The 18,792-nt window shown below is 53.7% G+C and carries 17 protein-coding genes; 7 read left to right on the forward strand and 10 right to left on the reverse strand.

Features of this window, described 5'->3' with window-relative positions; genetic code table 11:
* The first annotated feature begins 4 nt into the window (after positions 1-4).
* The 5 genes from lplA (at position 5) to OGV50_RS14825 (ending at position 5,926) form a co-directional block, all read left to right on the forward strand.
* The gene (gene lplA, locus OGV50_RS14805) at positions 5-1,021 is read left to right on the forward strand and encodes a lipoate--protein ligase (RefSeq protein ID WP_012134186.1); all 1,017 of its coding nucleotides are present in this window, start codon (positions 5-7) and stop codon (positions 1,019-1,021) included.
* Positions 1,022-1,419: 398 nt separating this feature from the next.
* Entirely contained in the window at positions 1,420-2,118 is a 699-nt protein-coding gene (locus OGV50_RS14810) for a DUF1120 domain-containing protein (protein ID WP_112001213.1), read from the forward strand.
* Positions 2,119-2,200: 82 nt separating this feature from the next.
* Complete coding sequence (locus OGV50_RS14815; RefSeq protein WP_047459060.1) at positions 2,201-2,911, forward strand: fimbria/pilus chaperone family protein; 711 nt, start codon at positions 2,201-2,203, stop codon at positions 2,909-2,911.
* Between the two features lie 31 nt (positions 2,912-2,942).
* A complete protein-coding gene (locus OGV50_RS14820; protein WP_115182020.1) occupies positions 2,943-5,363 on the forward strand; it encodes a fimbrial biogenesis outer membrane usher protein in 2,421 nt (806 codons plus the stop codon).
* On the forward strand, positions 5,360-5,926 hold the full coding sequence (locus OGV50_RS14825; RefSeq protein WP_047459063.1) for a DUF1120 domain-containing protein: 567 nt from the start codon (positions 5,360-5,362) through the stop codon (positions 5,924-5,926). Before OGV50_RS14820 ends, OGV50_RS14825 begins: the two co-directional genes overlap by 4 nt.
* A 58-nt stretch (positions 5,927-5,984) precedes the next feature.
* Here the strand turns inward: OGV50_RS14825 and deoD are convergent, their stop codons facing one another.
* The 4 genes from deoD to deoC form a co-directional block, all read right to left on the reverse strand.
* Positions 5,985-6,704, reverse strand: a complete 720-nt coding sequence (gene deoD, locus OGV50_RS14830; RefSeq protein WP_114847984.1) for a purine-nucleoside phosphorylase — start codon at positions 6,702-6,704, stop codon at positions 5,985-5,987.
* 99 nt (positions 6,705-6,803) lie between these two features.
* On the reverse strand, positions 6,804-8,027 hold the full coding sequence (gene deoB, locus OGV50_RS14835) for a phosphopentomutase (RefSeq protein ID WP_024130731.1): 1,224 nt from the start codon (positions 8,025-8,027) through the stop codon (positions 6,804-6,806).
* 52 nt (positions 8,028-8,079) lie between these two features.
* Positions 8,080-9,402, reverse strand: coding sequence for a thymidine phosphorylase (deoA, locus tag OGV50_RS14840; protein WP_047459067.1), 1,323 nt, complete (start codon positions 9,400-9,402; stop codon positions 8,080-8,082).
* A gap of 135 nt (positions 9,403-9,537) precedes the next feature.
* Positions 9,538-10,317 carry a deoxyribose-phosphate aldolase gene (deoC, locus tag OGV50_RS14845; RefSeq protein ID WP_024130733.1) on the reverse strand — a complete coding sequence of 260 codons (780 nt, stop codon included), beginning with the start codon at positions 10,315-10,317 and terminating at the stop codon, positions 9,538-9,540.
* Positions 10,318-10,579: 262 nt separating this feature from the next.
* On the opposite strand from deoC, the gene OGV50_RS14850 reads away from it, so the two are divergent.
* Together OGV50_RS14850 and OGV50_RS14855 are read left to right on the forward strand one after the other, a co-directional pair.
* On the forward strand, positions 10,580-12,166 hold the full coding sequence (locus OGV50_RS14850) for a YjjI family glycine radical enzyme (RefSeq protein ID WP_199971775.1): 1,587 nt from the start codon (positions 10,580-10,582) through the stop codon (positions 12,164-12,166).
* Positions 12,167-12,237: 71 nt separating this feature from the next.
* Positions 12,238-13,092, forward strand: coding sequence for a YjjW family glycine radical enzyme activase (locus OGV50_RS14855; RefSeq protein ID WP_115182022.1), 855 nt, complete (start codon positions 12,238-12,240; stop codon positions 13,090-13,092).
* A gap of 126 nt (positions 13,093-13,218) precedes the next feature.
* On the opposite strand, the gene OGV50_RS14860 is transcribed toward OGV50_RS14855, so the two are convergent.
* The 6 genes from OGV50_RS14860 to yjjG all read right to left on the reverse strand — a co-directional run bounded on the left by OGV50_RS14860 (position 13,219) and on the right by yjjG (position 18,785).
* Positions 13,219-13,995, reverse strand: coding sequence for a metal-dependent hydrolase (locus tag OGV50_RS14860; RefSeq protein ID WP_049011483.1), 777 nt, complete (start codon positions 13,993-13,995; stop codon positions 13,219-13,221).
* On the reverse strand, positions 13,992-15,065 hold the full coding sequence (locus OGV50_RS14865) for a patatin-like phospholipase family protein (protein WP_198447342.1): 1,074 nt from the start codon (positions 15,063-15,065) through the stop codon (positions 13,992-13,994). The genes OGV50_RS14860 and OGV50_RS14865 overlap by 4 nt, the downstream gene beginning before the upstream one ends.
* A 123-nt stretch (positions 15,066-15,188) precedes the next feature.
* Entirely contained in the window at positions 15,189-15,350 is a 162-nt protein-coding gene (locus OGV50_RS14870; RefSeq protein WP_047459078.1) for a DUF1328 domain-containing protein, read from the reverse strand.
* A gap of 128 nt (positions 15,351-15,478) precedes the next feature.
* Positions 15,479-16,096 (reverse strand): molecular chaperone OsmY, encoded by a 618-nt coding sequence (gene osmY, locus OGV50_RS14875; RefSeq protein WP_047459081.1) that lies wholly within the window; start codon positions 16,094-16,096, stop codon positions 15,479-15,481.
* Between the two features lie 329 nt (positions 16,097-16,425).
* Positions 16,426-18,015, reverse strand: coding sequence for a peptide chain release factor 3 (prfC, locus tag OGV50_RS14880; protein WP_012134201.1), 1,590 nt, complete (start codon positions 18,013-18,015; stop codon positions 16,426-16,428).
* Positions 18,016-18,107: 92 nt separating this feature from the next.
* On the reverse strand, positions 18,108-18,785 hold the full coding sequence (gene yjjG / locus OGV50_RS14885; RefSeq protein ID WP_024130736.1) for a pyrimidine 5'-nucleotidase: 678 nt from the start codon (positions 18,783-18,785) through the stop codon (positions 18,108-18,110).
* Positions 18,786-18,792 lie beyond the last annotated feature (7 nt).

Here is an 18,792-nt window from a genome sequence, read left to right on the forward strand (position 1 = left end):
TGCCATGACGACATTACGTCTGCTTATCTCTGACTCTTACGATCCCTGGTTCAACCTGGCGGTTGAAGAGTGTATTTTTCGCCAGATGCCCGCGACACAGCGCGTTTTGTTCCTGTGGCGCAACGCTGATACGGTCGTCATCGGGCGGGCGCAAAACCCGTGGAAAGAGTGCAACACCCGGCGCATGGAAGAAGACAATGTCCGGCTGGCGCGTCGCAGCAGCGGCGGCGGCGCGGTGTTCCACGATCTCGGCAATACCTGTTTTACATTTATGGCCGGGAAGCCGGAGTACGACAAAACGATCTCCACCGCGATAGTGCTCAATGCGCTGAACGCGCTGGGCGTTACCGCAGAGGCTTCCGGTCGTAACGATCTGGTGGTGAAAACGCCGGAAGGCGACCGCAAGGTTTCCGGCTCCGCCTATCGGGAAACCAAAGATCGCGGCTTCCACCACGGCACATTGCTGTTGAATGCCGATCTCAGCCGTCTGGCGAACTACCTCAATCCTGATAAGAAAAAATTACAGGCCAAAGGGATCGCCTCCGTACGCGGGCGCGTCGCCAATCTGGTCGAACTGCTGCCTGGCATTACCCATGAACACATCTGCGACGCCATTACCGAGGCGTTCTTCAGCCACTACGGCGAACGCGTGGAAGCCGAAATAATCTCTCCAGATAAAACGCCGGATCTGCCCAATTTTGCCGAAACGTTCGCTCGCCAGAGCAGTTGGGAATGGAACTTCGGCCAGGCGCCAGCTTTTACGCATCTTCTGGACGAACGTTTTATCTGGGGCGGCGTTGAACTGCACTTCGACGTTGAAAAAGGGCACATCACGCGCACTCAGGTTTTTACCGACAGCCTTAATCCTGCGCCGCTGGAAGCGCTGGCGGGCCGTTTACAGGGGTGTCTGTACCGTGCGGATATGCTGCAACAGGAGTGTGATGCGCTGTTAGTCGATTTTCCAGAGCAGGAAAAAGAGCTACGGGAATTGTCGGCGTGGATTGCGCGGGCGGTGCGTTAACCCTCTCCAGGACGTGCCCGTTTCCCCTTAACAAGGGCGGCACGTTATTTTCTCAATAACCATCAGCAATACATTAAAAGCCTGCCGATTAACGCTCAGGCTGGCATATTATTTATCAATAATATTCACCGCATGAATATATAAACATACACTCTCGCCATATTCCAACCGCATACAAAATAGCAGCAACTCTAAAACAAAAAATAACAAAGATCACCAGAAATCAGTTTTAAATAAAACTAAAACCACTGTCTGCTGTGTCCAGATAATATATTACTTCTGGAATATAACTCTATCCCAACCATATTCCATAGCTATCTGGTTGATATAAAACGTATTCAGAAGGCAAGTAACATGCCTTTTCGTACCATCACACAATTCAAGTTAAGGATCAACAAATGAAAAAAGCACTTCTTGCCACCGCAATCGCGGCACTGACCATGTCTAACGCATGGGCGGCCGATGGCTCCACTACTGAACTGCGCGTAACGGGGAAACTGCTGGTCGGTGGCTGTACCGCGACTGTCAACGGCGGCAACGCACTTGATTTCGGCTCGCATCTGATCAGCGACCTTAGCTCAACGGCCGTCAACGATATCGCCACGAAAGACACCGATCTGGTCATCGAGTGCCCCAGCGCCACAAAAGTAGGCTGGACGCTGACCGATAACAAAGCGGATAGCAACGCAGAGATCTGGATAACCGGCATCATTAAAGGTAAAGGAGTCTCATTCGGCGTAGGTAAAACAGCAGGCAATGTCAACATTGGCGCCTATGCCGTATCCATCGATTCTGCCAAGGCAGCAAGCGCGCAAGCCGTCAATGGCGAAGACACCTTTGACGTTGACTATATTATAGGCGCCGCCGCAAGTATGGGTTCGTGGGCTAAGGCGACAACGGCAACTTCTTTTCGGAACCAGGAAGGGACGCAGGATATCATCACCGTCGGCGCCAAAGGCACGCTGGAACCAGCAGCCTATAGCAATGCAACTTATCCGCTTAAGGTTTCTCTGGCTGTAGATAATACCACCAAACTGGCCATTAGCGATGATACCGATATTTCAGGTTCCGCCACCATTACCCTGAGATATATCTAATCACATCGTTATTAATCATATCTGTACAACAACTCCCTACATGGATGGGTGGGGAGTTTTTCCAATAGAAGGAATTACAATAATGTCTGACAAATCTTGTACCGTTAAAGCGTATATATTTGCCGCCACGCTTCTCTGTTTACCTTTATCTCAGGCTTATGCGGCAGGAATGGTTCCCGCCTCCACGCTACTGGTTATTGAAGAAAGCCATAATGGCGGAACGATAAATGTCAAAAACAGCGATACGGTTCCGATGTTGCTGTACACCACAATAGAAGATGTAAAAGATGACAGTGGCATCACCGTCAACGTCACCCAGCCCGTCGTACGCGTGGAACCCGGTCAGGAACAGCAGGTCCGCTTTATTATGGAAAGCAGCGCCCCGCTAACCAAAGAGCACTATAAACGCGTCACCTTTGAAGGCATCCCACCATCAGGCGTGTCTAAAGGCGCAATGAAAGTTAACTTCAATCTGCGTCAGGATCTGCCGGTATTAATTCGCCCCAAAAATTTACCGGTCGTCACCGATGCGTGGAAACTGCTGAAATGGTCCGGCTCCGGGCAGCATATTAAAGTCAGCAACCCTTCCGCCTATGTGGTGCGCCTGGCGCAACAGGTGATTTTTTTACCTTCGCAAACGGCCGGGGAAATCGCAAAAACCTATATTTTACCCGGAGAAGTTCTGGATGTAACCGTCAAGAAATCCATCATTTCCGATCAATCTGTACGCTTCTTCCCGGCCAGCCGCTACGGCATCGACATACCCAATTTCACTGCGCCGTTAACACCATAATCAATAAAAAACGGGGACAAAGTAAGTGTATATGAAAGGAATCAACCTGCTGTCTCGCCATATTCAGATCGCGTTATATTCATGTACGTTATTAACCTCAACGGCGTTAGCCCGTGAGGTAACGTTCAGTACCGATATACTCAATACGCGCGGCATCAGTAAAAATATCGCAAATTACTTCGCAGAAGAGCCGCGTTTTTTGCCCGGTGTACATAGCGTTCTAATCAACGTAAACGGGTCAGAAAAAGGTTCGCTGGGCGCCAAATTTGACGAACAAGGGCAACTCTGCGTAGATGACGATTTTCTGACAGCGATCGGGCTACGTCCTCTGGGGATCTCCCTGCAAGAACACTGTCATGACCTGCAAAAAGATTATCCCTCCGCCGTCATAAAGTCCCTTCCCGGTAAGGAGATGCTGGAGTTAACTGTCCCGCCCGACGCACTGGAAAATAGCGCGTCCCGGGAGAAAAACTATAGCCACGGCGGCAGCGCCGGGCTGCTCAACTACAGCCTGTTTTCCACGCGAAATGAATACAACGGCGGCGACAGCCATAACTACACGCAGGGCGATCTCGAAGCGGGCGCCAATCTGGCCAACTGGGCATTGCGCAGCCGCTATTTTCTGCTGGACTCTGACGGCGATCGCAGCGCTAAAAATTTATTCACTTATGGCGAACACGTTTTTGAAGCGCAACAGATGCGTGTCCAGGTTGGGCAGATCAGCTCCAGATCGGCGCTGTTTTCTGGAACATCCCTCAGCGGCATTCAGTTACTCCCCGAGTCCAGCATGACCTCTGATAATTCAGGCGTCACCGTGACGGGGATTGCCCGCACGAACCAGGCGCGAGTAGAAGTCCGCCAGGCGGGGCAGCTTGTTTATTCCACGCTGGTAAACGCGGGGGCATTCAGGCTGGACAATGTCCCTATCCTGTTAAATAACGCCGATCTTCAGGTCAGCATCGTCGAAACCGACAACGTCACAACCAGTTTCATCGTACCTGCCTCCTCAATCAACCTGAACGGCCTTCCGCGACCACAAGGGCTTATGATGTCAGTAGGCCAGGTGCGCAACGTCGACAGCGATTACAGCGACCCCTGGGTATATAACATTTCAGACGGCTGGCGCCTTACCCCACAAACAAGTTTACTGGCGGCAGGGGTTCTTGCCGAGGATTATCAGGCAAGCGGTGCAATGCTGGAGTGGAGTTCAAACGAGAAATGGCAAGTATTTGCCAGTCTGCTGGGCAGCCGCGAATCCTTCGGTGATACGCGCAGCGGTATAAAGGCGGAAATTCAAAACCAGCTGACGCTTCCCGGCCATGTCTCTGTTGGGGTCAGCACCGCACGTTATTCTGACGACTATCGTGAGTTGTCCGAGGCGATGGACGACGACAGCGCAAGCTATCAAAGCAGCTATAGCGCCAATGTGAACTGGAGCGGCAGAACAGCAGGAACCTTCTCGTTAGCCTATAGCTATAATCAGGCCACGGATGATTATGAAGACTCCAGTTACGTGAGTCTTTCATGGGGAAAAACATTTAAATACGCGTCAATAAACGTGAACTGGCAGCACTCTGTTAGCAACGATAACGATAATGACGACATCAACGATGACAACTATGACGATGATGTGTTTTACATCAACCTCAACATTCCTTTCCAGTCGCAGTCGATTAACGCATATATGCGTAATCAGGGCGACCGAACGACATATGGCTTACGCAGCAGTGGCCCTCTCAGCGACAATACCAGCTATTCCGTTTCGGCGGATCGCGATATCGGAAACGATCTCAACACCCTCAACGGCAACATCAACAGCAACCTGCACTACACGCAGATGAGCGTTGGCGCAACAACCAACAATGACGATCAGCGTACCTACAGCGCAATGCTGTCGGGCGGCATTGCCCTGCATCGCCAGGGGGTAACCTTCTCCCCCTATACCATTAAAGATACCTTTGGTATTGCCCACCTGAGCGAACCGGAAAGCGGCATCGAAATCGCAACACCGCAAGGCCCGGTCTGGACAGATTTCTGGGGGCAGGCCGTGGTGCCTGGACTGACGGAGTGGCGTAAGTCACGTATTGAGGTGAATGCAAATACGCTGCCCAAAAATATGGATCTGGCTAATGGAACAAAGCTACTGGTGCCCGCTCATGCCACCGTCAGCGACCTGGATTTTAACGTGCTAAACACCCGTCGCGTCATGCTGAAGATAAAACAGCAGGATGGATCCTGGCTTCCTAAAGGCACGTCTGTTGTTGATGAAAAAGGAAACTACCTGGTCAGCGCAGTGGACAGCGGCCGCGTCTTTATTAGCAATATTGACGAAACGCCAACGCTCTATAGCGTTGATGACAATATGAACCGTATCTGCAAAATCACTTACACATTAAGCAATGTGCAGAATAAAGAGGCGTTTTACGAAACGGCGGAGGGTATTTGCCAATGAAGTCATACGGAAAGTGGATCATTGCATTATGTACGTTAGCAGCGCTGGGATCACGCATGGCATGGGCAGACGAGAACTGCCAGGTATCACTCTCTCGCGCTACCGTAGCCTTTCCCCCGATGCAGCGAAATGACAACGTCGGCTCACAGCAAAACTGGTTTAAAATGCCCTCGCGCGATATCAATGTCAGCATCTATTGCCCGCAACCACAGGTGATGGCGCTATTTGTACATGGCGCCGCGGGCCCACAAGGGCGATTTCTTTTCGGTAACGGCGGGGGGCTGGCGTTGAAAGCCAGCCAAATGATACTGGATGGCCGCAGCTATATGATCGGGAAAACAACCGATCGCAATGAGTTCATTCCCGCAGACGGCCATGCCGATACACAGCTGCTGCACAATAATGAAGCCATTATCGCTATCGAGAACAATGAAGCCGCGCGCGGGCAGCAGTTGAACTTTACGTTAACGCTAACGCCAGTGCTGAACGAAAAGCAGTTCCGTAACGTCAGCGACAATACTGAGATGGAGAGTAATTTAAGCTGGGAATTGCTAACGCATTAATCGCCAAAGGGCGGTAAATAAACAGGCAGGAAAAAGGGGCAAACTGCCCCTTCTTTTTTTACTCTTTATCGCCCAGCAGAACAGATTCCAGCGCGATTTTGATCATGTCGTTGAAGGTCGTCTGACGTTCAGCAGCAGTGGTCTGCTCGTGAGTACGGATATGGTCAGACACGGTGCAGATGGTCAGCGCTTTCGCACCAAACTCAGCCGCTACGCCGTAGATACCCGCCGCTTCCATTTCCACGCCCAGGATGCCGTATTTTTCCATCACGTCGAACATTTCGCCGTCAGGAGAATAGAACAGATCGGCGGAGAACAGGTTGCCCACGCGTGCGTCAACTCCCAGCGCTTTCGCCGCGTCTACCGCGTTGCGCACCATGTCAAAGTCAGCGATCGCCGCAAAATCATGATCCTTGAAGCGGATACGGTTAACTTTGGAATCGGTGCAGGCACCCATACCAATCACCACATCGCGCAGTTTCACATCGTTGCGTACCGCACCGCAGGAACCGACACGAATGATTTTCTTCACGCCGAAATCGGTGATCAGCTCTTTGGTATAGATGGAGCAGGACGGGATACCCATACCGTGACCCATGACTGAGATCTTACGGCCTTTGTACGTCCCGGTGAAACCTAACATGCCGCGAACGTTGTTCACTTCACGCACGTCTTCAAGGAAAGTTTCAGCAATGTGCTTCGCACGCAGCGGGTCGCCCGGCATCAAAACGACGTCAGCGAAATCACCCATTTCTGCGTTAATATGTGGAGTTGCCATCTTTTATCCTTATCTCGTTGTTATTGCCTGATGGCGGCTACGCCTTATCAGGCCTACAAAACCGTAGGCCCGGTAAGCTTGCGCCACCGGGCAATTGCATCACAGCATGTTTTTGCCGTAGTCCATCGGCGACGTACCGAAGTACGTTGCCAGCGTCTGACCGATATCCGCGAAGGTTTCACGGTGACCGAGCGAGCCCGCTTTCACTTTCGGGCCATAAATCAGCACCGGAATGTGCTCGCGAGTATGGTCCGTACCGGTCCAGGTCGGGTCGCAACCGTGGTCGGCGGTCAGGATCAGAATGTCATCTTCACCGACCAGTTCCATCAGTTCCGGCAGACGACGGTCAAACAGCTCCAGACCCGCAGCATAGCCCGCTACGTCGCGGCGATGCCCCCAGGATGAGTCGAAATCAACAAAGTTGGTAAAGACGATCGTCTCGTCGCCCGCTTCTTTCATCTCTTTAAGGGTGGCGTCGAACAGCGCGTCCAGGCCGGTGGCTTTCACTTTTTTGGTGATGCCGCAGTTGGCGTAGATATCCGCAATCTTACCGACGGAAACCACATGCCCTTTTTTCTCGTCGACCAGTTTCTGCAAGATGGTCGGCGCTGGCGGTTCAACGGCCAGATCGTGACGGTTGCCGGTACGCTGGAAGTTACCGGCCTTATCGCCGATAAACGGACGCGCGATAACGCGGCCAATGTTGTAGCCGCCTTCGGTCAGCTCTTCACGGGCGATTTCGCACAGCTCGTACAGTTTATCCAGCCCAAAGGTCTCTTCATGGCAGGCGATCTGGAATACGGAGTCAGCGGAGGTATAGAAAATCGGTTTACCGGTTTTCATATGCTCTTCGCCCAATTGATCCAGAATGACCGTACCGGAAGAGTGACAGTTACCGAGATAACCCGGCAGGTTGGCACGTTTTACCAGCTTATCCAGCAGTTCCTGCGGGAAGCTGTTTTCGTGGTCGCTGAAGTAGCCCCAGTCAAACAGAACCGGAACACCCGCGATTTCCCAGTGGCCAGACGGGGTATCTTTACCGGAAGAGAGCTCGTGCGCCCACGCGTACGCGCCAATCACTTCCGCATTGCCGTCCATACCCGCAGCAATTTTACCGGTAGAACCTTCATGCGCTTTCACCAGACCCAGGCGGGTCAGGTTAGGCAAATTCAGTGGGCCTTTACGGCCATTGTCGGCCTCGCCCCTGGCGCAGGCTTCTGCAATATGGCCCAGGGTATCTGAACCTACGTCGCCAAAGCGATCCGCATCTTCAGTTGCACCAATACCAAAGGAGTCCAGCACCATAATAAATGCACGTTTCATCTTGTTCTCCATACATCTTGCGCTGCAAAAAAGCGATCAGATCAGTATACAGCTATTCGGTAATACGACGATAGACTGTCGATGTAATTTCAGGCGCTTTGTCGTCAAGGCTGATTGCCGCTTTGACGGCTTTCGCCGCTTCCTGCCAGCTGGCTTCGTCTTTGGCGTGGATAACAGCCAACGGACGCTGCCCGTCAACGCTGTCGCCCAGACGCGCCATGTCGGTAAAGCCGACGCTGTAATCAATGGTGTCCGACGCCTGGCGACGACCGCCGCCCATTGAGACCACCGCCATGCCCAACGCGCGAGTGTCCATCGCGGATACAAAACCTTCAGTATCGGCATAGACAGCTTTGCTGAGCATCGCCGTCGGCAGGTATTTCGCGTAGTTTTCCACGAAATCGCTCGGCCCTTTCTGTGCCGCTACCATGCGACCAAAGATTTCCGCCGCTTTGCCGTTATCCAGCACCGCCTGTAGTTTCACTCGCGCATCAGCGTCATCTTTCGCCAGCTTGCCGGAGATCAGCATCTCCACGCACAGCGCCATCGTGACGTCGAACAGACGCGGGTTGCGGTATTCACCTGTCAGGAACTGCACCGCTTCGCGCACTTCGACGGCGTTACCGGCGCTGGAGGCCAGCACCTGGTTCATGTCGGTGAGCAGCGCAGTTGTGCGCACGCCTGCACCGTTGGAAACGCCAACGATGGCTTCAGCCAGCGCCGCAGAAAGTTCATAGGTTGGCATAAAGGCGCCGCTGCCTACTTTCACGTCCATCACCAGCGCATCCAGCCCTTCCGCCAGTTTTTTCGCGAGGATTGAAGCGGTGATCAACGGGATGGAGTCCACCGTCGCGGTAATGTCGCGGGTGGCGTAAAAACGTTTATCCGCCGGTGCGAGCGAACTGGTCTGCCCAATAATCGCCACACCCACGTCTTTAATGATTTCGCGGAAACGGTTGTCGTCCGGGAAAATATCAAATCCCGGGATTGCTTCCAGTTTGTCGAGCGTACCGCCGGTATGACCGAGGCCGCGCCCGGAGATCATCGGAATGTAGCCGCCGCAGGCCGCCACCATAGGGCCAAGCATCAGCGAAGTCACATCACCCACGCCGCCGGTGGAGTGTTTGTCAACGATGGGGCCGTTAAGGTTGAGACTCTTCCAGTCCAGAACGGTTCCTGAATCTCGCATCGCCATGGTCAGCGACACACGCTCAGGCATCGACATATCGTGGAAGAAAATGGTCATCGCCAGAGCGGCAATCTGCCCCTCAGAGATGGTGTTATCACGAATACCATTGATAAAGAAGCGGATCTCTTCGTCGCTTAACGGATGACCATCACGTTTTTTACGAATAATTTCTTGTGCGAGAAACACGGTAACCCCCAGGGGAAAAGAGTAGAAGGCCATTGTAGGCCGGGTAAGCAACGCGCCACCCGGCAGTCGTATTGATGCCGGATGGCGGCTGCGCCTTATCCGGCCTACGTCACTACAACTCCGGCAATATAAGGCTTAGTAGCTGCTTGCGCTCTTGCCGTCCCCGTGACCCAGCGCTTTCAGCAGGCTTGCCAGCAGGCTGGATGCGCCGAAACGGTAGTGACGGGAATCCGCCCAGTCAGCGCCAAACAGTTCGTCAGCAATGGCCAGGAACTGCTGTGCATCTTCAGCGGTACGCACGCCGCCAGCCGGTTTGAAACCAACGGTTTTGGAAACACCCATATCGCGGATCACTTCCATCATGATGCGTGCGCTTTCCGGCGTTGCGTTAACCGGAACCTTACCGGTAGAGGTTTTGATAAAATCCGCACCGGCTTTGATGGAAATTTCAGACGCTTTACGGATTAACGCTTCTTCTTTCAGCTCACCGGTTTCAATGATCACTTTCAGCAGCACGTTTGCCGCCGCACAGGCGTCTTTACAGGCTTTCACCAGATCGAAGCCCACCTGCTCGTTACCGGCAATCAGCGCGCGGTACGGGAATACCACGTCAACTTCGTCCGCGCCGTACGCGATGGCTGCGCGGGTTTCTGCCAGCGCGATGTCAATGTCGTCATTACCGTGCGGGAAGTTGGTGACGGTCGCAATGCGGATATCCGGCGTGCCCTGCTCTTTCAGAGTTTTACGCGCAATCGGAATAAAACGCGGGTAGATACAGATAGCGGCAGTATTCCCAACCGGGGTTTTCGCCTGATGACACAGCGCGATCACTTTTTCATTGGTGTCGTCGTCATTCAGGGTGGTCAGGTCCATCAGTTTCAGCGCACGCAGGCTGCTTGCGGTTAAATCAGTCATTACATTCTCCTGGCTCATCGCCGGTATAAAATTTCACCTTGCGAGTTTGTTAGTATTCTAACATCCGCTCGCCATTACACTTCGATATACATCACAGTTAATGAAAACTACGTACAAATTTGCATTACTGTAACGAGATCTACTTCAAATAAATGACCTTTCCCGGCCTCGCGAGTGGGCAACAGGCGCATCCTGATCAAAAGCCATCATCACGCAACTTCCTACAATGGCGCTTAACCTTCGGCACAAAAAGGAAACGAAGATGCCCACTTCATGCGAAACCGCGCTGCAACATCGTTGCCAGCAAATTGTGACCAGTCCGGTGCTCAGCCCCGAACAAAAACGTCATTTTCTGGCGCTGGAAGCTGAGAACGCTTTGCCTTATCCGGCCTTGCCCGCAGAGGCTCGCCAGGCGCTGGACGACGGGGTTATCTGCGATATGTTCGAAGGTCATGCCCCGTTCAAACCTCGTTATGTTTTGCCCGATTACGCCCGTTTTCTGGCTAATGGCTCACAGTGGCTGGAGCTGGAAGGCGCAAAAGATCTGGATGACGCACTATCTTTGCTGACCATCCTCTACCATCACGTTCCTTCCGTAACATCGATGCCGGTCTATCTGGGGCAACTGGATGCGCTGTTGCAGCCGTATGTTAAAATTCTAACACAAGACGAGATCGATATTCGAATAAAACGTTTCTGGCGCTATCTCGACAGAACGCTGCCGGACGCCTTTATGCATGCCAATATTGGCCCGGCCGACACGCCTGTCACCCGCGCTATTTTACGTGCCGACGCTGAGTTAAAGCAGGTTTCACCTAACCTGACGTTTATCTACGATCCCGATATCACACCGGATGATTTACTGCTTGATGTCGCTAAAAACATTTGTGAATGCAGCAAACCGCATATTTCTAATGGCCCGGTAAATGATAAAATTTTCACAAAAGGTCAATATGGCGTCGTCAGTTGTTACAACTCTCTGCCGCTTGCGGGCGGCGGCAGCACGCTGGTCAGGATCAATCTGAAAGCCGTTGCAGAGCGCAGCACCTCTGTCGATGACTTCTTTACGCGCACGCTACCGCACTACTGCCAGCAGCAAATCGCCATCATTGATGCCCGATGTGACTTCCTCTATGAACAATCACATTTCTTTGAGAATAGCTTCCTGGTGCAGGAAGGGTTGCTTGATCCCGGACGTTTTGTACCGATGTTTGGGATGTATGGCCTGGCCGAAGCGGTAAACCTGCTGTGTGAAAACGCGGGGATGAACGCGCGCTACGGGAAAGACGACGCGGCCAATGCGCTGGGCTATCGCATCAGCGAGCAGTTGGCCGATTTCGTCGCAAACACGCCCGTTAAGCATGGCTGGAAACAGCGGGCGATGCTGCATGCCCAGTCAGGCATCAGCTCCGATATCGGTACGACGCCGGGCGCGCGTTTACCGTACGGCGATGAACCTGACCCCATTACCCACCTGCAAACCGTCGCCCCCCATCATGCGCACTACCATGCCGGGATCAGCGACATCCTGACGCTGGACGAAACCATCAAGCGGAATCCTCAGGCGCTGGTGCAGCTTTGTCTGGGCGCGTTCAAGGCCGGCATGCGTGAGTTTACCGCCAACGTCAGCGGCAACGATCTGGTGCGCGTTACCGGGTATATGGTGCGCCTGTCGGATCTGGAAAAATATCGCGCCGAAGGATCGCGAACAAACACCACCTGGCTGGGGGAAGAAGCCGCGCGCAATACGCGCATTCTGGAACGACAAGCACGCGTAATAAGTCATGAACAGCAGATGCGCTTCCTAACGCAAAATCATTCGAGAGGCATCGAGGCGGCAAGCGAATGAATCCCCAGGAGCGTACACGTAGTACGTGACTGGGGTGAATAAGTGCAGCCAACAAAGAGGCAGTTCGAAGGATGAAGTGTTTAGTCAGTAAAATCATACCGTTCTCCTGCGTGGACGGCCCCGGCAGTCGTCTGGCCCTGTTCTTACAAGGGTGCAATCTGCGCTGTAAGAATTGCCATAATCCGTGGACGATCGGGCGCTGCAACGACTGCGGTGAGTGCGTTCCCCAGTGCCCTCATCAGGCGCTGGGCTTCAGCGCGGGGAAAGTGGTGTGGCAGGCTGACGTCTGCGAGCAGTGCGATACCTGTTTACGGATGTGCCCGCAGCAGGCCACGCCGATGGCGCAGACGATGAGCGTCGATGAAGTGCTGGGCCATATCCGTAAGGCATCGCCATTTATTGAAGGCATCACCGTCAGCGGGGGCGAAGCCACCACCCAGTTACCGTTTATTTGCGCGCTGTTTGCCGCGATCAAGGCCGATCCGCAACTGTGTACGCTGACGTGTCTGGTCGACAGCAATGGCCTGTTGAGCGAAACCGGCTGGCAGAAACTGCTGCCCGTTTGTGATGGCGCGATGCTCGATCTAAAAGCCTGGGATAGCGCCTGCCATCAGCGTCTTACCGGGCGGGATAACGCGCAGATCAAGCACAGCATCAGGATATTGGCGGAGCATGGCAAGCTGGCCGAGCTACGGCTGCTGGTGATTCCTGGTCAGGTGGATTACCTGCAACAGATAGCGCCGCTGGCCGCGTTTGTCTCCCGTCTGGGCGATATTCCCGTCCGGTTAAACGCTTTCCATGCACATGGGGTGTATGGCGAAGCAAAAGCGTGGCCGGGCGCAACGCCTGACGACGTGCAACAACTGGCAAACGCATTATGGGCGCACGGGGTGCATAACCTGATTTTCCCAGCTTTATATTTATGAATCGCCGGATGGCGGCTGCGCCTTATCCGGCCTACAAATGATGTCGACCCGTTGGCCGCCTTATCCGGCCCACAAATGATGTCGGCCCGTAGGCCGGATAAGACGCTTTTGCGTCGCATCCGGCAATCAGAGACGAAATAACGCCGTCGTATTGCGATACAGCGTTTCGGCTATCACCTCAGAGGGTTCATCGCGTAGCGCGCACAGCTCGCTGAATACCCGTGCCGCCTGCTCCGGGCGGTTTGGCTGCCCCTGAAAACCATTTAGCGGCATATCCGGCGCGTCGGTCTCCAGCAGCAATGCGTCCAGCGGCAGTTGCGCCATCACATCACGCGTTTTACTGGCGCGCGGATAAGTAATCGTGCCGCCAACGCCAATTTTGTAGCCTAACTGAACAAAGCGTTCCGCCTGTTGCAGACTGCCGGAAAAACCGTGTACCACCCCGGTTCGCGCCAGGGCGTGGCGTTTGAGATGCATCGCCAGCTTGTCATGGGTGCGACGCGAGTGAAGGATCACCGGCAGATCGTAGCGTTTCGCCAGTTTAAGCTGCGCCTCCAGGAGTCGCTCTTGCTCATCGAACTGAGGATTATCGCGGTAAAGATCCAGCCCGATCTCCCCTACCGCCACGACTTTCTGCGGGCGTTGATCCAGCGCCTGTTGCAGGCGATCCAGACTGTCATCTGCGTGCTGCTCAATAAACACAGGGTGCAGCCCCAGCGCCGCGAACAGCGGCGGGAAGCGTTCCGCCAGCGCCAGCACGCGTGAAAAACAGGCCGCAGCCGTCGCCGGAACAATGATTTTGCCGACCCCCGCGTCAGCGGCACGCTGAATGCTGGCCGCTTCATCGCCGGTGAAAGGCGGAAAATCAAAATGACAATGCGTGTCGATAAATCGGCAACTCACGCCAGATCCTCATTATTGAAGGTAGTGTCGTTGGCCTGCGCCGCGCCGCTGACCGTTGCTACGTGCATATCGTTGGCCACCGCCGCCGGAGGCACCACCACCGGGCCAGGAATGACAATCTTCGGCGTGTGGCGGGAGAGCGGCGGTTTCTCCGTCAGCAGTTTCCCCACCGTCGCCAGAAAATAGCGCCCGCACAGGCGTCCAATTTTGTAATCTTCGCGCAGCGCAGGAAGACGGCTGCCCAACGCCATGCTTTGCAGCGGTTTCGGCGGGTAGATTTCAATGATACGCAGCTTACCCGGCGGCTTCTCAATAAAACGCTGAATGGCGCTATAGCTGGTTTCGTGGTGCTGTACCAGATTCACCAACGGCTGCAAACTGCTCTCCCCCAGCCAGCGCTCCATGCGCTTAAACCACTGCGGCGTATAGTACATTTGCGAAGGCACCGTGCGGATCACCACGATCGTTTTCGCGCCACGCTTTGCCGCCTCCTGTACCGGGATCGCATCGCTGATCCCGCCGTCCAGATAATTGATGCCATCCAGCGCCACGCCTGTACGGTAGAACCCCGGAATCGCGCTGGTCGCACGAATAATATCGAGCCAGTTTTGCTTCGTCGGCGAGAAATAGTTCGCCGTGTAGTCATCCCCACGACAGGCGCACATATAGAAGAATTTTCCGCTATCAAACAGACGCGCGGCGGTGTCCATCGCCAGCGGCATCTGCCCGGATGTCGCGTCCACCAGCCAGTCGAGATCGATCAGGTTCCCCCCGCGAACAAAACGCACCGGATCGAAGAACTCCCGCTTCGTGGTGTAACGCATAATAACTTTGCGCCCATAGCCGGGCTGGTTACAGAGATAGGCGGAAAGGTTTTGCGCCCCGGCAGAGGTGCCGAGGTAGAGGTCGAATGGGTTGAACTTCGCGCGCATAAACTCATCCAGCACGCCAGCGGTAAAGATTCCCCGCTGCCCTCCGCCCTCGCACACCAGAGCCATTCGGCCTGGTCGGAACGCGTTTAATGATAATGGCGCAATATTGCCGAGCGTCACGGGTATTCGCTGCCCCACCTCTGCCTTCCTGTGTTTTATTTTATAGAATGACAAAGTAACGCAAATTCGCGATAGCTAAAACCGTAAAAGCCAGTCCGATGGACTGGCTTAGCATGAATCATGGGTATTACGGGTGACGTGCTAGGGTCGTTTACGGCCCATAAACAGGCTGATCAGGAACAGGACAATCCCGACGACGAAGACAATTTTCGCTGCGCTAGCCGCGGTGCCTGCCAGTCCACCAAAACCCAGAGCGGCGGCAATTAACGCGATAACCAGAAATATAATGCCCCAACGAAACATAAGCTTCTCCTTTACCATAGTTAATGTCGACCGCTTGATATGAGCGTTCAGGTTGCTCATTCGCGATATTTTTAGTGTGGTGTACATTGCGCCTCCCGACAAACGTCGGGAGGGCGAATTAAGACGAATTACTGAGTTTTCAGGTCATTTTTGACGCTTTTCACACCATCAACCGCTTTTGCGATACTTTCAGCACGGTCGATTTGCGCCTGAGAATCTACGGTTCCTGAGAGCTGCACCACGCCGTCGGTGGTTTCGACTTTCACTTTGCGGGAAGGCACGATGTCATCCGCCAACAGTTTCGCTTTGATCTCGCTGGTAGTGGCCGTATCCCCGGCATAGCCTTTCATCGTGCCGGACTTGCTGTCGCGAACATGCAGTTTGTCGCTGACGGAGGTCACACCCTCAACGCCTTCCGCCACTTTCACGGCTTCTTCAGCCTGAGCCTGGCTTTCAACAAAGCCGCTTAATGTCACCACTTTGTTATCGGTTTTGACCGAGATATCGGTGCTCTTAATACTTTCATGATCCACCAACGCCGCTTTCACTTTTGCGGTGATGGCGCTGTCATCCATGAAGTTACCGACTTTATTCATAGAGCTATCGACTTTCTGTCCCGCGCTTTCTGCGCTGGACTGTGCCTTATCCAGCGTAGAGGTTTCCGCAAATGCAGAACCGGTCGCGACAGCGGAGGTCAACATTACGGCCAGGAGAGTTTTAGAAATCTTCAGTCTTGTCGTCGTCATCGATTCATTCCTGTATGGATGGCAGCCGTCACAATCAACATACTTATGCAGAATCGCGGCGCTAATCCCATCTTTATTCAGTTATTAATATCGCAGACAAGATAAATGACGGCCTTAACAACCAGTATTCACGCATTGAACAGTGTTAAAAGTCGTCATTTATGTCATCACTTTGTTAAATATAGATCACAATCGCAAAATCGCTTGCTGATACGCTTAAAAAACAAGCAACCATAAGAAAAACTGAGGGATTTAAGAACATTCCGCAAGCGGTTAAAAAGGCAGGGAAAGTAACAGGGCGCGCCGGATGACGCACCCTGGAGGGACAATTAGTGCTCGCGCGTTTTGCGGAACTGAACGTCAGGATAGCGTTCCTGCGTCAGGTTCAGGTTAACCATTGTCGGTGCGATATAGGTGAGGTTATCACCGCCATCCAGCGCCAGTTGTACTTCGTTCTTACGCTTGAACTCTTCAAATTTCTTCGCGTCAGTACATTCAACCCAGCGTGCGGTGGCGACGTTGACGGACTCATAGATAGCCTCAACGTTGTATTCGCTCTTCAGACGGGCAACCACCACGTCGAACTGCAACACACCGACGGCGCCCACGATCAGATCGTTGTTGGCGATCGGACGGAACACCTGTACCGCGCCTTCTTCAGACAGCTGAACCAGCCCTTTCAGCAGCTGTTTTTGCTTCAGCGGATCTTTCAGGCGGATACGACGGAACAGCTCCGGCGCGAAGTTCGGAATACCGGTGAACTTCATCATTTCGCCCTGAGTGAAGGTGTCGCCAATCTGAATGGTGCCGTGGTTGTGCAGGCCCAGAATATCGCCCGGATACGCCTCTTCCACGTGAGAACGGTCGCCCGCCATAAAGGTCAGCGCATCAGAAATCACCACGTCTTTGCCGATACGTACCTGGCGCATTTTCATGCCTTTCTCGTACTTACCGGAGACCACTCGCATAAACGCCACGCGGTCGCGGTGTTTTGGGTCCATATTGGCCTGAATCTTAAACACGAAACCGGTGAACTTCTCTTCTTTCGCTTCTACCGTACGGGTATCGGTCTGGCGCGGCATCGGCGCAGGCGCCCACTCCACCAGGCCATCCAGCATATGGTCAACGCCGAAGTTACCCAGCGCTGTACCAAAGAAGACCGGGGTGATTTCACCTGCCAGGAACAGCTCATGGTCGAACTCGTTGGACGCGCCCTGCACCAGTTCCAGCTCGTCGCGCAGCTGCTGCGCCAGGTCTTCCCCTACGGCAGCGTCAAGTTCCGGGTTATCCAGACCTTTTACAATGCGCACTTCCTGGATAGTGTGGCCTTTACCGGTCTGGTACAGGTAAGTTTCGTCTTTATAAAGGTGATAGACGCCTTTGAACAACTTACCGCAGCCAATCGGCCAGGTGATCGGCGCACAGCCGATTTTCAGCTCGTTCTCAACTTCATCCAGCAGCTCCATCGGGTCGCGGATGTCACGGTCGAGTTTGTTCATAAAGGTGAGGATCGGCGTATCGCGCAGGCGGGTTACTTCCATCAGCTTACGGGTACGATCTTCGACACCTTTTGCCGCGTCAATCACCATCAGACAGCAGTCCACCGCCGTCAGCGTGCGGTAGGTATCTTCCGAGAAGTCTTCGTGCCCGGGGGTGTCCAGCAGGTTGACCAGGCAATCATGATACGGGAACTGCATTACCGACGTGGTAATAGAAATACCACGCTGCTTTTCCATTTCCATCCAGTCAGATTTTGCATGCTGGCTGGAGCCACGGCCTTTTACCGTCCCGGCAGTCTGGATAGCCTGTCCGAACAGCAATACCTTCTCAGTGATAGTGGTTTTACCGGCATCCGGGTGAGAAATAATGGCAAAAGTGCGGCGCTTAGCCACCTCTTGCAAATAAGGAGACAACGTCATAGTTCAATCTTCTTGAGTAAGCGCGGCGTCTGACCACGCATGTTGAATACGAAAAATTGCGGCTATTTTACCCATCAACGGGGGGGAGGCAATCAGTGTTTACACAGGAGTTGCTCCAGTTCGCTTAATGACGCCACGGTCCAGGTCGGTTCAATGCCCGCAGGCTGCTCGCGATGGTGCGCATTCAGCCAGCAGGTGGAAAGCCCGGCGTTAATGCCGCCGAGAATATCAGACTCTGCGGTATCGCCGACCATTAACACGCGAGAGCGGTCAGGGCTGCCCGCCTGCTCCAGCGCGTAATCAAAGATGCGCGGATCGGGCTTCGCCACGCCCACTTCTTCAGAAATAACCAGCAGATCAAAACGATCGCGAAGCCCTGTTCGTTCAAGGCGAATTTGCTGCAATGAGGTGAATCCGTTGGTGATGATGCCCATCTTCACCTTACCGTGCAGGGCGTTAACCAGCGAAACTGCGCCCGGCAGCGGTGCGCAAATCTCCGCCATAGCATTCATAAACGCATCATTTAACTCTTCAGGCGGGACGTTCAGCTGCTCGCCCCAGCCGACAAAGCGCTGGCGCTGAAGCTGAAGCGAAGTGATAGCGCCGTTCTGATAATCCACCCACAGCGGTTTATTGACGGCCTGGTAGTCCTGAAAATCTTCAGCGGTAAAGGTGACGCTATAGTCGAGAAACATCCGCTGTAAGCCGGTAAACGAGTCAAATGTAAATAGCGTTTCGTCGGCATCAAAGAAAATCCAGTCCCACTTCATCATTCCA

The sequence above is a fragment of the Citrobacter sp. CK180 genome, from assembly GCF_030333655.1.
GTDB classification, from domain to species: Bacteria; Pseudomonadota; Gammaproteobacteria; order Enterobacterales; family Enterobacteriaceae; genus Citrobacter_B; species Citrobacter_B koseri.

Coding starts and splice junctions, on each gene's coding strand:
- lplA (WP_012134186.1), top strand. CDS start 5: ATGACGACATTACGTCTGCTTATCTCTGACTCTTACGATCCCTGGTTC.
- OGV50_RS14810 (WP_112001213.1), top strand. CDS start 1,420: ATGAAAAAAGCACTTCTTGCCACCGCAATCGCGGCACTGACCATGTCT.
- OGV50_RS14815 (WP_047459060.1), top strand. CDS start 2,201: ATGTCTGACAAATCTTGTACCGTTAAAGCGTATATATTTGCCGCCACG.
- OGV50_RS14820 (WP_115182020.1), top strand. CDS start 2,943: ATGAAAGGAATCAACCTGCTGTCTCGCCATATTCAGATCGCGTTATAT.
- OGV50_RS14825 (WP_047459063.1), top strand. CDS start 5,360: ATGAAGTCATACGGAAAGTGGATCATTGCATTATGTACGTTAGCAGCG.
- deoD (WP_114847984.1), bottom strand. CDS start 6,704: ATGGCAACTCCACATATTAACGCAGAAATGGGTGATTTCGCTGACGTC.
- deoB (WP_024130731.1), bottom strand. CDS start 8,027: ATGAAACGTGCATTTATTATGGTGCTGGACTCCTTTGGTATTGGTGCA.
- deoC (WP_024130733.1), bottom strand. CDS start 10,317: ATGACTGATTTAACCGCAAGCAGCCTGCGTGCGCTGAAACTGATGGAC.
- OGV50_RS14850 (WP_199971775.1), top strand. CDS start 10,580: ATGCCCACTTCATGCGAAACCGCGCTGCAACATCGTTGCCAGCAAATT.
- OGV50_RS14855 (WP_115182022.1), top strand. CDS start 12,238: ATGAAGTGTTTAGTCAGTAAAATCATACCGTTCTCCTGCGTGGACGGC.
- OGV50_RS14870 (WP_047459078.1), bottom strand. CDS start 15,350: ATGTTTCGTTGGGGCATTATATTTCTGGTTATCGCGTTAATTGCCGCC.
- osmY (WP_047459081.1), bottom strand. CDS start 16,096: ATGACGACGACAAGACTGAAGATTTCTAAAACTCTCCTGGCCGTAATG.
- prfC (WP_012134201.1), bottom strand. CDS start 18,015: ATGACGTTGTCTCCTTATTTGCAAGAGGTGGCTAAGCGCCGCACTTTT.
- yjjG (WP_024130736.1), bottom strand. CDS start 18,785: ATGAAGTGGGACTGGATTTTCTTTGATGCCGACGAAACGCTATTTACA.